This window comes from Rhizobium leguminosarum (assembly GCF_001679785.1).
GTDB lineage: Bacteria > Pseudomonadota > Alphaproteobacteria > Rhizobiales > Rhizobiaceae > Rhizobium > Rhizobium leguminosarum_R.
In genome coordinates, this window is the sequence record NZ_CP016286.1 from 2815320 (window position 1) to 2828520 (window position 13201).

A 13201-nucleotide genomic window follows, 5' to 3' on the forward strand; every position below is an offset into this window, starting at 1 on the left:
CAAGCCTCCTTTACCGTTTACGAGCAAAGATCCGGCCGCCGAATGCAGCCGGTCTTGAATTCAGAGCTGCCTGACGGCGATCTCTTCCTCGGCGGCCACCTTCAGCGGGTTGCGGAGCGCCAGGCCGAATTCGGCAACTTCGATCTCGAAGACATCGCCCTCTTCGGTCTTGACGCCGTCGGCAAAGGAAAGGGTCGCCGTGCCGAACATATGGACATGCACATCGCCCGGAGCACGGAAGAGGCCATATTTGAAATGGTGATACTCCAGATTGGCGAAGGTGTGCGACATGTTCGCCTCGCCTGATAGGAACGGCTTTTCGAAGATCACCTTGTCGCCGCGCTTGATGCGCGAGGTGCCGCGAATATCCTCCGGCGCCGCGCCGACGCGGATTTCCGGACCGAAGCTTGCCGGGCGCAGCTTCGAGTGGGCGAGATAGAGATAGTTGATTCGCTCGGTGACGTGATCGGAAAATTCGTTCGACAGCGCAAAGCCGATGCGGAACGGCGAGCCGTCCTTGGCGATCACGTAGATGCCGGCCATCTCCGGCTCCTCGCCGCCGTCGAGCGCGAAGGAGGGCGAGATGAGCGGCGCGCCGGGGGCTGCGGCTCCGTAGCCGTTGCCCTTGTAGAACCATTCGGGCTGGACGCCCTTTTCGCCTGATTTCGGCTTGCCGTTCTCGATGCCCATCTTGAACATCTTCATCGAGTCCGTCAGGGTTTCCTCGGCGGCTTCGGTGGTCTTCTTGTGCATGGAATCGCGCGTTGCCGCCGACCCCAGATGCGTCAGGCCGGTGCCGGTCAGATGCAGGTGCGCGGCATCTGGATGGGTGATCGGCGGAAGGAAACGGCCTTCCGCATAGGCCTTCTCAAGATCGACGGCATCGCCGTAGCCATACGCTTCGATGGTCGAGGCAAGAGACTTGCCGCCGTCTGCGGCTTCCATCGCCAGCGCATAGACGCTGACGGCGTTCTTGACCGACCTTGCAGCGCCGCCCTGCTCACGCACGGCGACGATGATCTCTCCGTTTGCACCCTTGATCTGTGAAATAAGCACGTCTTCGATCCTTCTCGTTTCGGCGAAGACAGGAAAAAGCTCCGCCTGTCCGGCTCCATCAGGAGCCGAAATCCATCATTCATAGGACTGCGAATGCCTGACTGGCGCCTTGAGGCGCTCAGCCCTTGTTCTTGTTGTAAACGTCGAAGAACACTGCGGCGAGAAGCACGAGGCCCTTCACCATCTGCTGGAAGTCGATGCCGAGCCCGACGATCGACATACCGTTATTCATGACGCCCATGATGAACGCGCCGATGACCGCACCGGTGATCTTGCCGACGCCGCCGGACGCCGAGGCGCCGCCGATGAAGCAGGCCGCAATGACGTCGAGTTCGAAACCGACGCCGGCCTTCGGTGTTGCCGAGTTCAGACGAAGGGCGATGATCATGCCGGCAAGACCTGCAAGCACACCCATATTGACGAAGGTGTAGAAGCTCAGCCGCTCGGTATTGATGCCTGAAAGCTTGGTCGCCTTCGAATTGCCGCCCATGGCATAGATGCGACGGCCGATCGTCGTCCGGCGGGTGATGAAGGCATAGATCGCAATCAGCACCAGCATGACGACGAGAACGTTCGGCAAGCCCTTATAGGTAGAGAGCAGATAGCCGATCCACAGGATGGCGAGCGAAACGACCAGATTCTGGACGATGAAGAAACCCATCGGCTCGACATCGATCCCGTGGTCTTCGTTCACCTTGCGGCGGCGCCAGGCGAGATAGAAGAGGATGACAGGCAGGATCACGGTGAGGATCAGCGAGGTCGACTGCACCGGTGTGCCGGCAATGTCGATCATGCCGCCCGGCAGGAAGCCGGTGCTGATAACCTGGAACTCCTTCGGGAACGGACCGATGTTCTTGCCGTTCAGAACCGTCAGCGTCAGGCCGCGGAAAACAAGCATGCCGGCAAGCGTCACGATGAACGACGGGATGCGGTGATAGGCAATGAAATAGCCCTGCGCCGCGCCGATGATGCCGCCCACGATCAGGCAGATCAGGCCGGCAAGCCAGAAGTTCATGCCCCATGACACGGTGAAGATTGCCGCGAGCGCACCGACGAAGGCGACGATCGAGCCCACCGACAGGTCGATATGGCCGGCGACGATGACAAGCAGCATGCCGAGCGCCATGATGACGATGAAGGAGTTCTGCAGAACAAGGTTCGTCAGGTTGACCGGCTTGAAGAGAATGCCGCCGGTATAGAACTGGAAGAACACCATGATCGCGACGAGTGCGATGAGCATGCCGTATTCACGAATATTGCCGCGGATATAATCGGCAACGGAAACGACGTTGCTGTGCTCGGTTGTCGGGTTGACCGGCGTCATTGTCTCTTCTCCCCTGAGCGCATGATAGCGCGCATGATAGTTTCCTGGCTTGCTTCTCCCTTCGGCAATTCCGCGACGATGCGTCCTTCGTTCATCACGTAGATGCGGTCACATGTGCCAAGCAGTTCGGGCATTTCCGATGAGATCATCAGAACGCCCTTTCCATCGGCGGCAAGCTGGTTGATGATAGTATAGATTTCGTACTTTGCGCCAACGTCGATGCCGCGGGTCGGCTCGTCGAGGATCAAAATATCGGGATCGGAAAACAGCCACTTCGAGAGCACGACCTTCTGCTGGTTGCCGCCCGAAAGATTGACCGTTTCCTGGAAGACGCCAGAGGAGCGGATGCGCAGCTTCGACCGGTAATCGGTCGCGACCCTCATCTCCTTGATGTCGTCGATGACGCTATTGCTCGAAATCCCATTGAGGTTGGCAAGCGTCGTATTGTGCAGGATGCTGTCGCTGAGCACGAGACCGAGTTGCTTGCGGTCCTCGGTGACATAGGCAAGACCGGCGTCGATCGCCTTGCGCACAGTGCTGACATCGACAGCCTTGCCATTGACGAAGACCTCGCCGCTGACTTTGTGGCCATAGGATTTGCCGAAAACGCTCATGGCGAATTCGGTGCGGCCGGCGCCCATGAGACCGGCAATGCCGACGACCTCGCCCTTGCGGACGTTGACGTTGATGTCGTGCAGCACTTGGCGGTCGCGGTGCTGTTGGTGATAGGCGTTCCAGTTCTTCACTTCGAAGATCGTCTCGCCGATCGGCACGGAGCGCGGCGGATAACGGTCGGCCAGATCTCGGCCCACCATGTTCTTGATGATGATGTCTTCGCTGATCTCGTCCGTGTGACAGTCGAGCGTCTTGACGGTCATGCCATCGCGCAGGACAGTGATCTGGTCGGCGACCTTACGGATCTCGTTCAGCTTGTGGGAAATGATGATCGAAGTGATGCCCTGATTGCGGAACTCGATCAGCAGATTGAGCAGTGCGTCCGAGTCCTTCTCATTGAGCGAAGCGGTCGGCTCGTCGAGGATGAGCAGCTTGACGCTCTTCGACAGCGCCTTGGCGATCTCGACGAGTTGCTGCTTGCCGACGCCGATATCGGTGACCAGCGTGTTTGGAGATTCGCGCAGGCCCACCTTGGTGAGCAGCTTCTTCGTGCGGTTGAACGTCTCTTCCCAGCTGATGACGCCGTTCTTGGCATTCTCGTTGCCGAGGAAGATGTTTTCGCCGATCGACAGCAGCGGCACGAGCGCCAGCTCCTGGTGGATGATGACGATGCCGATTTCTTCGGAATCCTTCAGGACCTTGAAGTTGCGCGTCTCGCCTTCATAGACGATGTCGCCTTCATAGCTTCCTGTCGGATAGACGCCCGATAGCACTTTCATCAGGGTCGATTTACCGGCCCCGTTTTCGCCTACCAACGCGTGGATCTCACCCTGGCGAACCTTGAGGTTCACATTCTCCAGCGCCTTGACGCCCGGGAACGTCTTGGTGATGCTCCGCATTTCGAGGATGGTATTGTCCATAGTCAAAGTTCCAGCGCCTCCGGCCGTCGAGCGGCCGGGCGATCATAAAATCGAAGACCGGAACCCGCAAGCACGGGTTCCGGTCCCTCTCATTACTTCAGCTTGTCTTCGGTGTAGTAACCGCCGTCGACGAGGATCTGCTTGTAGTTGGTCTTGTCGACAGCAACCGGCTTCAGCAGATAGGACGGAACGATCTTGACGCCGTTATCGTAGGTCTTCGTATCGTTGACCTCGGGCTCCTTGCCGGACATGACCGCATCGACCATGGCAACAGTGACCTTGGCGAGTTCGCGGGTGTCCTTGAAGACCGTCGAGTGCTGTTCGCCAGCAATGATCGACTTGACCGACGGAACTTCGGCGTCCTGACCGGAAACAACCGGGAGCGGCTGGTCCGGAGTGCCATAGCCGACGCCCTTCAGCGACGAGATGATGCCGATCGACAGACCGTCATAGGGAGACAGGACCGCATCGACCTTGGCGTCGGTGTAGTTGGCCGAAAGCAGGTTGTCCATGCGGGCTTGGGCCGTTGCAGCGTCCCAACGCAGCGTGCCGACCTTGTCCATGCCGGTCTGGCCGGACTTCACGACGAGCTTGCCGCTGTCGATGTAGGGCTGCAGGACGGACATTGCGCCATCATAGAAGAAGAAGGCGTTGTTGTCGTCCGGCGAGCCGCCGAACAGTTCGATGTTGAACGGGCCCTTGCCATCCTTGAGGCCGAGGGCGTCAACGATGGAGCCAGCCTGCAGAACGCCGACCTGGAAATTGTCGAACGTCGCATAGTAGTCGACGTTGGCCGAGTCGCGGATCAGACGGTCATAGGCGATGACCTTGATGTTGGCGTCATGAGCCTTCTGGAGAACGTCGGAAAGCGTCGTGCCGTCGATCGAAGCGATGACGAGAACCTTGGCACCCTTGGTGACCATGTTTTCGATCTGCGAAAGCTGGTTCGGAATATCGTCGTCAGCATACTGCAGGTCGGTCTTGTAGCCGGCGGCCTCGAGCTGCTTGACGATGTTGTTGCCGTCGTCGATCCAGCGAGCCGAAGACTTCGTCGGCATTGCGATACCGACAAGCCCCTTGTCCTGCGCCATGGCAGGCATAACGAACGAAGCGACGCCGAAGGCGGCCGCAGCCATCAATGAGATAATGGATTTCATTTCTCTCTCCCTTGTTAATAGACGGCGGACGAAAAATCGCCCGCCCCGAAACTGTGGCAGGTTCCGTATTGGATAGTTACTTCAGATGGTGAGAAACGAAGTAGGTCTCCTCCACGATCTCACACGTGTTGAGTGCCAACCAGCACACGGCGGCAAACTGGTATGGATTCCTATAACTGTCAAATAGAATAAGTGGTAATATGCATAACAATTTTGGTATATCGTTAAAAAGTATTACTTTTGATGGAGCGCAGTGAGGAGGTTGCAACCATGACGATTGTTTCCGAGCCATTTTCAATGGATCACGTCGATATCCACAGCGATAATTTCGGCGATGACAGCCTTTTACGTGCAGGACTTAAGCTGAATCACCTGCGCATGATCGTCGCAATCGAAGATAGCGGACAGATTTCCGCCGCAGCCGACGTTCTGAACATTTCGCAGCCCGCCGCATCGCGCATGTTGTCCGAAATGGAATCGATTACCAAGACGTCGCTCTATGAGCGGGTGGCCCGCGGCGTGGTGCTGACGACCTTCGGTGCAGCGCTTGCCCGCAGGGCTCGGAAGATCCTCCTGGAGCTGCGCGAGGCGAGCCGCGAGATCGGTGAATTGAAAAGCGGCAAAGGCGGCTCGGTCTTCATCGGCGCGGTGACGGCGCCGGCCATGAGCCTCGTCGTTCCGGCAATCAACAAGGTGCGCAAGGCCTATCCCGGCATCGAGATCAACATCCAGGTGGAGACAAGCAACGTGCTTGCCCGCGAGCTGCTCGCCGCCCGCCATGACTTCATCATCGGCCGCATTCCCGATGATCTCAATCCGCGCCTGTTCGAGGTGACGGAGATCGGCATCGAGCGGGCCTGCCTGATCGTGCGCAGCAGCCATCCGCTTATGAAGCAGAAGACGAGCGGCCTCGCCGACGTCAGGGATTACGACTGGGTGTTCCAGCCGCCCGGCACGCTGCTGCGCCGCACGATCGAGGACGTCTTCCTGTCGCGCGGCGTGGCGTTGCCGGAGAACATCGTCAACACCTCCTCGCTGCTTCTGACCTGCGCCATCATCTGCGAAACCGATGCGATTGCTCCCGTCGCCGTCGACGTCGCCCAGTTCCTTGCCAGCCAGGGCTCGAATGCCTCTGATGTGCGCATGCTGCCGATCGATTTCGACATCAACGTCAAGCCCTACAGCATGATCACGGCCAGGGAACGGGCGCTGCCGCCGAGTGCAAGGCTGCTCTACGACATCATCATCGAGGAGAGCCGCAAGCAGGCCGGCTGAGGACACCCGCAAGCCCTGCGCCATCTTGCTCTCTTTTAATGCACGCGTCGAAAGGGAGCGCATGCTGTTCGGACAGTCGGTATTTCAATCAGTCCTCGAGCGACTGAAGGCGGAGGACGAGACGGACGAAGACGCCGAGGCGCGCGCGGCCCATCGGGTGCCCGGCCTCGGCACCGGGCTTGCGTTCGATGTCATGGCCCTCGATGTCATGGCCCTCGATGTCATGGAAGGCGTCTCGGCCGCCTCGCAACGCGTCGGCCAGGCCTATTTCGACAATCTGGATCTTGATGCTGCCGCCGCGATCGCAGAGGAACCGGCGACTGCGCCTCCACCCGAGCCCGTCATGCCGGACCATCTCGCCCGCATCGCTCCGGAAGAGATTGCTGCAGAACTGGCGATCGCTGCCGCCGATACCCAACAGACGCTGAACGAGAAGCGGCGCGCCTTTGCCAAGGCCAATCATCCTGATGGAGTCGCAGAGCCTTTCCGCGACAATGCCAACAGGCGCATGATGATCGCCAATCTACTGATCGACGAGGCAATGCGCCGCCTGCCGCACAGCTGAAGCTTTCTCGTAAACGCAGGCAAAGGTTCCGAGGCTTTGGAAGAGCCGCCGTTTCCGGCTCGATTCGCGAACTCTATATCGGCTGTTTTTCCCACGCTTCACCCGGTGCCCATGGCACGCAGTTGGATTCTTTCGCGCTCGGGTAGCAGATAAGTCTGCCGCTTTTTGCTACCGGCAATAGCATATTTCGGGACCCCAGTAGACCATGCCTACTCCCTTTTTGGTAGGCCGTAGCTATTTAGCGAAATTGAATGCGATACAACCTCTTGTAACATAGGGCGGTGCAAATGTTTTCAGGAGACCGCCGACATGTCATCTACCGAAGATCCGAAGCTGCCACGCAACACTGCGCGCAGACATTTTCTAGGTGTAGCCGCAGCCGCCGGTGCTCGTTTTGCCGGCGTGGCAGCCTTGGCCACAGCAATTTCCACCTCTCCGGCCAACGCGCTGGGGCGGCTTTGGGGACGGGGCGGCTCCGGTGGAGGCAGAGGCGGAGGCTCGGGCGGGAGCGGTGGCTCAGGCGGAAGTGGTGGTGGTGGCGGCAGCGGGAGCGGCCCAAATTGCTTCCTGCGGGGAACGGCGATCCTCACGGATTGCGGCGAGAAGCCTGTCGAGACTCTCAGCATCGGCGATCGCGTTGCCCTTCCTGACGGCAGCACCCGTCCGGTAAAGTGGGTCGGCCGCCAAAGCTTCAAGAAGAGCGGCGCGCGCTGGCCCAACGACGTCGTGCCGATCCGGGTTTCCCGCCACGCACTGGACGGGCAAACACCCCATTCGGATCTCTATCTGTCGCCTGGCCATGCGCTCTACCTGAACGGCATTCTGATCCAGGTGAAGGACCTCGTGAACGGCAAGACGATTGCATCGGTCACTCCCGCCGCCGACGGATCGATCGAGTACTATGCCGTCATGCTCGACACGCACGAAGTTATCCTTGCCGAAGGTGCTGAGACCGAGTCCTTCCATCTGAAGAACAACAATCACGAGAACTTCTGCAATTTTGCAGAGTACGAGCGTCTCTATGGCAAGGAACGCATCGTGATGACATCCTTCGCGCCGTTGCTGGGAGGTGGCTGGTCACATTTGAAAGCGCTTCTCCTGCTCGGCGTTTCGCCGCTGGTACCGATGCACGATCCATTCGGGAATGCCTGCGAAAAGATCGACGCGCAAGCCAAGGAACTGTCACTCTGACAGGACGGGAATGCGCCGGGGATCGGGCTGGCTGCACGTGAAGCCGTGCGTCGGTTTTGTGATCGTATCAAACAAAGACATCAAGCGTGGCGCGCATCGGAAGATCGCGGCGCGCTTCGATTGTTCGGCCTTCTTCTCTTCATCAACTGCCGGCTCGTCCCCCGTCTGCATCATCGGGTGTGACGACTGCCGCCGTCTCCGGCGGCTTCGGATCGAAGGCCCAGATCAGCATATAGCCAGATCAGCATATAGAAGGAATAGACACCCGCACCGCCGGCCAGCATGCCCGCGCCAATCACCCCCGACGGTGTTGCCCTGCCCTTCGCGACAATGCGACGAAGCGCTGCGGCGAATCGCCCGCTGATTATTCCGCCTGCCCGTCCTTGGAAGGCTTTTCGGCGGTCGCCGCAGGCCCTTCTTCTTCTTCGGCGTCAGGCTGCACGACCGGCTCGGTGGCCGGCGGCTGCGGCTTGAAGGTCCAGAACAATATATAGAAGGAATAGGCACCCGCCCCGCCCGCGAGCACGCCCCAGAACGGATCGCCAGTGACGAACTCGACCACGGCCCAGCCGAAGCAGACGGCAACGATGGCAACTCGCACCCAGAGGCGCCGGTATGCCGGATGGTTCGGATCGATCAGCTGCATCTTTACCCCGCGGTCGGATATGTCGCACTGCCCTCGGCCTGTGCCGCGCTTGTCTCTAAAGCCTTTCCTGGCCAGATTAAAGTATTCTGTTGGCTCAAACGGTATCGAATGTTCGAAAGGCCGGCTCCGGCAGAACGCTTCAATTCGAGCGGGAAATGCTCTGGTTCGAATCTTGCAAATGTGAAAGATCCGAGGCCTTGACGCGACGCAGAGAAGGTGGAATGAAAATTCCAGAAATTTGACAATTCGGTTTATTTGTTCCGAATTCAAGGGAGGTTGGAATGACAGTGAGATTTGGTCTTCTTGGCACCGGCCGCATCGGCAAGGTTCATGCGAAGGCTGTCAGCGGCGACGCCAATGCAAAGCTCGTCGCGGTCGCCGACGCCTTTCCGCAGGCAGCCGAAGCCATCGCCTCCGCCTATGGCTGCGAGGTCCGCACCATCGAGGCGATCGAGGCAGCCAAGGACATCGACGCCGTCGTCATCTGCACGCCGACGGATACCCATGCCGATCTGATCGAGCGCTTCGCCCGCGCCGGCAAGGCGATCTTCTGCGAAAAGCCGATCGATCTCGACGTCGCCCGCGTCAAGGCCTGCATCAAGGTGGTGGAAGAGACCGGCGGCAAGCTGATGGTCGGCTTCAACCGCCGATTCGACCCGCATTTCATGGCGGTCCGCAAGGTCATCGACGACGGCAAGATCGGCGATGTCGAGATGGTGACGATCACCTCGCGCGACCCCGGCGCCCCGCCGGTGGATTACATCAAGCGCTCGGGCGGTATCTTCCGCGACATGACGATCCACGATTTCGACATGGCCCGCTTCCTGCTCGGCGAAGAACCGGTCTCGGTGCTGGCGACCGCCGCCGTGCTCGTCGACAAGGCGATCGGCGAAGCCGGCGACTATGACAGCGTTTCGGTGATCCTGCAGACGAAATCCGGCAAGCAGGCCGTCATCTCCAACTCCCGCCGCGCCACCTATGGCTATGACCAGCGCATCGAGGTGCATGGCGCAAAGGGCATGGTCGCGGCTGAAAACCAGCGTCCTATTTCGATCGAAGTCGCAAACGGCGAAGGCTACACCCGCCCGCCGCTGCACGATTTCTTCATGACGCGCTACACCGAAGCCTATGCCAACGAGATCGCCGGCTTCATCGCCGCGATCGAGAAGGGCAGCAAGATCTCTCCATCGGGCGCCGATGGTCTCGCAGCGCTGGCACTCGCCGATGCCGCAGTCCTGTCCGTCAAGGAAGGCAAGCTCATCAAGATCGGCTGACGGCCCTCTCCCGACCGGAAGCCATGCATGAGATGGCCGGGCGGTTGCCCGGCCATTTCGCGTTCCAGAGATCTTTTGGCCAACGGCGTGCCGCGGTCGCCCCCCTCTGCCCTGCCGGGCATCTCCCCCACAGGTGGGGAGATTGGCTGGGCGCACTGGCTTCCCCAAACAATCAGCGTCCAGCGCGGCGAAACGGTAGATGGGCAAGAAGGTTTAGCCACTTGTGATCTCCCCACCTGTGGGGGAGATGCCCGGCAGGTGTCCGACCCGGATAGATAGGTAACAGAACGGACCGTTTACATAGGTGACAGTTCTCTGACAGCCGGGAGGACCCGGCGATGGTTTGGAGAGAGACTGGCATCATGGACGAGCGGCTGCGCTTTGTTGGGGAATGTCTTGCGGGCGAGGAGACGATGACGGCGCTGTGTGCTGCCTACGGGATATCGCGCAAGACGGGCTACAAATGGTTGGAGCGGTATCGGGCGCTCGGGCCTGCGGGGCTTATCGACCTGCCGCGGGCGCCGCTTGAGCACGGGCGGGCAACGGCGGCGGAGCTGGTGGCGCGGATCGTGGCGGAGAAGGAGGCGAATCCGCAGTGGGGGCCGAAGAAGGTGCTGGCGCGGCTGAAGCGGTCGGCGCCGCAGCTTTGCTGGCCGGCGGCCTCGACGATAGGCGAGATCCTGAAGCGCCACGGGCTGGTCGGGCGCCGGCGGCATCGCTGGCGGGCGGCTGGTTGCGGCCCGTTCGCACCGGCCAACGGGCCCAATGCGGTGTGGAGCGCCGATTACAAGGGCTGGTTCCGGACCCGCGATGGGCGGCGCTGCGAGCCACTGACGGTGATGGATACGGCGAGCCGCTTTCTGCTGGCGCTGCAAGCCTGCGCGACGCCGGCCGAGGCAGAGGCCTGGCCGGTGTTCGAGCGGCTGTTTGCCGAGCACGGACTGCCGGAGCGCTTTCGCAGCGACAACGGTTCGCCCTTCGCGGCGATTGGCGTCACCGGGCTGACGACGCTTGCTGTGCGGTTCATCAAGCTCGGCATCGGCCTGGAGCGCATCCAGCCGGGCAAACCGCAGCAGAACGGCCGCCACGAACGCTTCCATCTGACGATGCTGCCGCTGGCCATGGCGCCGGAGGTCGACCATGCCGCGCAGCAGGCGGTCTTTGACGCATTTCGCCAGAATTACAACGCCGAGCGTCCACACGAGGCGCTCGCTATGGACGTGCCTGCTGATCATTACCGACCGTCACTGCGGCGCCTGCCCGACCGCCTGCCTGAACCGGACTATCCGGCCGAGGCGGCGGTGCGCCGGGTGCGCTCCAATGGCGAGATCAAATGGAACGGCGACCTCGTCTATGTCGCAGCAGCGCTGGCCGGCGAGGTCGTGGCGATCGAGGAGAATGAAGCGGGCATCTGGACGCTACGCTTCCATGCCCATCCGCTCGGCATCATCGACAGGAAGACCAAGCGGCTTGTCCGCCCCAGCGCCCTGCAACCCCGACCAGCCGGCGCAGGGGCGGACACTGGTTTACAAGGGGGAGAACTGTAACCCATCTATCCGGTTCAATCTGTTACCCATCTATCGGCTGGACACAAGCCAGAGGGGGGCTGGCACGGCACACCCCTCAAAGTCGCATACTACCGCACACTACCGACCGGCCCATTGCTGCTGCAATCACCACACGTCGGTTGAAAGAAACCTCAATCCGTCTCTTGAATACTCGCCGATCCTGGGGCGCCCGCCCCGCTCTGAATGCCCGAGACAACGATATCCTCGTCGATCACCGACAGCGCCCGGTTCAGATGTCCTTCGAAGACGAGGATCTGCTCGTCGGGTACCACCCTGATTTCGGGCATGCCTTCCATGCGCACGATATGCGACTGCCCGAGACCCTCTTCGATCCCTTGCCGAAGAAGGTCGTAATAACGCGTGCCCGGCCCGGTGATGGCGATCGGCATGCGCTCCGTCAGGCTCAGCATGCGCGACAGCCCGTTGCCGAGCGCCAGCCCCGCCTGGCGAAACGCGAAGGCGGGGACGCGGTGGCCCTGTCGCGCCTTTGCGGCGATCTTGTCCAGTTCCGCCACCGGCACGAACTTTGCCGGGATCGTATCGAGCGGCACCTCGAAGGCGCTGCGCAGGATCGCGTAGAAACCGGCATAGGCCTCGATGCAGCCGCGCGTGCCGCAGCGGCAGAGCCCGCCATTGGCCATGTGCAGCATGTGCCCGAAATTGGGCGCCGATATCTCCTGGCCCGTCTGGTTCCCGCGCCTGACGATGCCGAGCCCGACGCTATGGCCGAGCGAAAGGGCGGCGAGCGAGCGGAAATCGGCGCCCTTCACGATCTCTTCACGCGCGCCGAGCGCGGCTGCAACCAGCAGCGTCTCGTTGTCGAGGATCACCTTGGCCTGCCATTCCGGCCGGAGTGCTGATTCGAAATCGATCTGCTCGCTGCCGAAGATCGGCGACCAGACGAGAACCGGCTCGGTGGAATTGACCAGCCCCTTGCTGCTGATCGAGATCAGCAGCACCTTTTCTTGGCTGATCTTCGAGCGATCGAGAATGCGCAAAAGCCCGGCCCGCACCGCCGCGACAAAACGGACGGCGCCTGCCGGATCATGCGAACGTTCCTCGCTGAAGCGGTCGATCAGCTTGCCGGCATAATCGACCAGCGAATATTGCACCGCATCCGAGGAGATGATGACGACGATGAGGTAGCCGCAATCGCGCCGCTGGCGCAGCAGCACGCGCGGCCGGCCGCGGCCGCTTGCCGGCTGCTGTTCCGATTTTTCGATGATCTGGGCTTTTTCCAGCTCAGTGGTGATCGCCGAAATGGTGGCCGACGAAAGCCGGGTGAAATCGGATATTTCGGTATGCGCGAGCGCACCGTGGCGACGCAACACGGACAGCACGAGCACGCTGTTTCTCTGCCGGACCAGCTCCGTGCTCGACTTGGTCAGCATGAATGCCGCCCTCTCCTCCTGCTTGCTCTTCCCGTGGTTTCCACTGCATCTCCAGCCGCTGTTTCGCAAGGAAATTAAGCTGGCAGTGCAGTGTTGACAGTTGAAAAAATCTCTGACACTAAATTTCTCGACTGTCGAGAAAAAAATCCAAACCATTCTCGACAGCTATTCGCGGTGGCCGGAGGAAGCATGGGCTGGGCCGGTCGCAATCCACTCGGG

General features: G+C 60.6%; 11 protein-coding genes. 5 read left to right on the top strand and 6 right to left on the bottom strand.

The features are described from left to right. Window positions 1-60 precede the first annotated feature (60 nt). From araD1 to chvE, 4 genes are all read right to left on the bottom strand, one after another. A complete protein-coding gene (gene araD1 / locus BA011_RS14045) occupies window positions 61-1056 on the bottom strand; it encodes an AraD1 family protein (protein WP_065280923.1) in 996 nt (331 codons plus the stop codon). A 118-nt stretch (window positions 1057-1174) separates the two neighbouring features. Further along, window positions 1175-2380 (bottom strand): multiple monosaccharide ABC transporter permease, encoded by a 1206-nt coding sequence (mmsB, locus tag BA011_RS14050; RefSeq protein WP_020051226.1) that lies wholly within the window; start codon window positions 2378-2380, stop codon window positions 1175-1177. After that, entirely contained in the window at window positions 2377-3915 is a 1539-nt protein-coding gene (gene mmsA / locus BA011_RS14055; RefSeq protein ID WP_029872334.1) for a multiple monosaccharide ABC transporter ATP-binding protein, read from the bottom strand. Before mmsA ends, mmsB begins: the two co-directional genes overlap by 4 nt. A gap of 92 nt (window positions 3916-4007) precedes the next feature. Continuing rightward, on the bottom strand, window positions 4008-5072 hold the full coding sequence (chvE, locus tag BA011_RS14060) for a multiple monosaccharide ABC transporter substrate-binding protein (RefSeq protein WP_020051228.1): 1065 nt from the start codon (window positions 5070-5072) through the stop codon (window positions 4008-4010). A 270-nt stretch (window positions 5073-5342) separates the two neighbouring features. Here chvE and BA011_RS14065 point away from each other — a divergent pair, with 270 nt between their 5' ends. The 3 genes from BA011_RS14065 (at window position 5343) to BA011_RS14075 (ending at window position 8103) form a co-directional block, all read left to right on the top strand. Continuing rightward, window positions 5343-6347, top strand: a complete 1005-nt coding sequence (locus BA011_RS14065; RefSeq protein WP_065280924.1) for a LysR family transcriptional regulator — start codon at window positions 5343-5345, stop codon at window positions 6345-6347. A gap of 61 nt (window positions 6348-6408) precedes the next feature. Continuing rightward, a complete protein-coding gene (locus BA011_RS14070; protein ID WP_065280925.1) occupies window positions 6409-6912 on the top strand; it encodes a hypothetical protein in 504 nt (167 codons plus the stop codon). A 309-nt stretch (window positions 6913-7221) separates the two neighbouring features. Beyond that, window positions 7222-8103: a Hint domain-containing protein gene (locus BA011_RS14075; protein WP_065280926.1), complete on the top strand. Its 882-nt coding sequence runs from the start codon at window positions 7222-7224 to the stop codon at window positions 8101-8103. A 364-nt stretch (window positions 8104-8467) separates the two neighbouring features. Here BA011_RS14075 and BA011_RS14085 read toward each other — a convergent pair whose 3' ends face one another. Further along, a complete protein-coding gene (locus BA011_RS14085; RefSeq protein WP_065280928.1) occupies window positions 8468-8749 on the bottom strand; it encodes a hypothetical protein in 282 nt (93 codons plus the stop codon). Window positions 8750-9030: 281 nt separating this feature from the next. On the opposite strand from BA011_RS14085, the gene iolG reads away from it, so the two are divergent. Together iolG and BA011_RS14095 are read left to right on the top strand one after the other, a co-directional pair. Then, entirely contained in the window at window positions 9031-10023 is a 993-nt protein-coding gene (gene iolG / locus BA011_RS14090; RefSeq protein WP_065280929.1) for an inositol 2-dehydrogenase, read from the top strand. A gap of 338 nt (window positions 10024-10361) precedes the next feature. Beyond that, complete coding sequence (locus tag BA011_RS14095) at window positions 10362-11570, top strand: helix-turn-helix domain-containing protein (RefSeq protein WP_065278963.1); 1209 nt, start codon at window positions 10362-10364, stop codon at window positions 11568-11570. Between the two features lie 152 nt (window positions 11571-11722). On the opposite strand, the gene BA011_RS14100 is transcribed toward BA011_RS14095, so the two are convergent. Next, a complete protein-coding gene (locus BA011_RS14100; protein ID WP_065280930.1) occupies window positions 11723-12982 on the bottom strand; it encodes an ROK family transcriptional regulator in 1260 nt (419 codons plus the stop codon). Window positions 12983-13201 lie beyond the last annotated feature (219 nt).

Bases quoted from the DNA above. Each gene is read 5' to 3' on its own strand.
- mmsB (WP_020051226.1), bottom strand. From the start codon at position 2,380: ATGACGCCGGTCAACCCGACAACCGAGCACAGCAACGTCGTTTCCGTT.
- mmsA (WP_029872334.1), bottom strand. From the start codon at position 3,915: ATGGACAATACCATCCTCGAAATGCGGAGCATCACCAAGACGTTCCCG.
- chvE (WP_020051228.1), bottom strand. From the start codon at position 5,072: ATGAAATCCATTATCTCATTGATGGCTGCGGCCGCCTTCGGCGTCGCT.
- BA011_RS14065 (WP_065280924.1), top strand. From the start codon at position 5,343: ATGACGATTGTTTCCGAGCCATTTTCAATGGATCACGTCGATATCCAC.
- BA011_RS14070 (WP_065280925.1), top strand. From the start codon at position 6,409: ATGCTGTTCGGACAGTCGGTATTTCAATCAGTCCTCGAGCGACTGAAG.
- BA011_RS14075 (WP_065280926.1), top strand. From the start codon at position 7,222: ATGTCATCTACCGAAGATCCGAAGCTGCCACGCAACACTGCGCGCAGA.
- BA011_RS14085 (WP_065280928.1), bottom strand. From the start codon at position 8,749: ATGCAGCTGATCGATCCGAACCATCCGGCATACCGGCGCCTCTGGGTG.
- iolG (WP_065280929.1), top strand. From the start codon at position 9,031: ATGACAGTGAGATTTGGTCTTCTTGGCACCGGCCGCATCGGCAAGGTT.
- BA011_RS14095 (WP_065278963.1), top strand. From the start codon at position 10,362: ATGGTTTGGAGAGAGACTGGCATCATGGACGAGCGGCTGCGCTTTGTT.
- BA011_RS14100 (WP_065280930.1), bottom strand. From the start codon at position 12,982: ATGCTGACCAAGTCGAGCACGGAGCTGGTCCGGCAGAGAAACAGCGTG.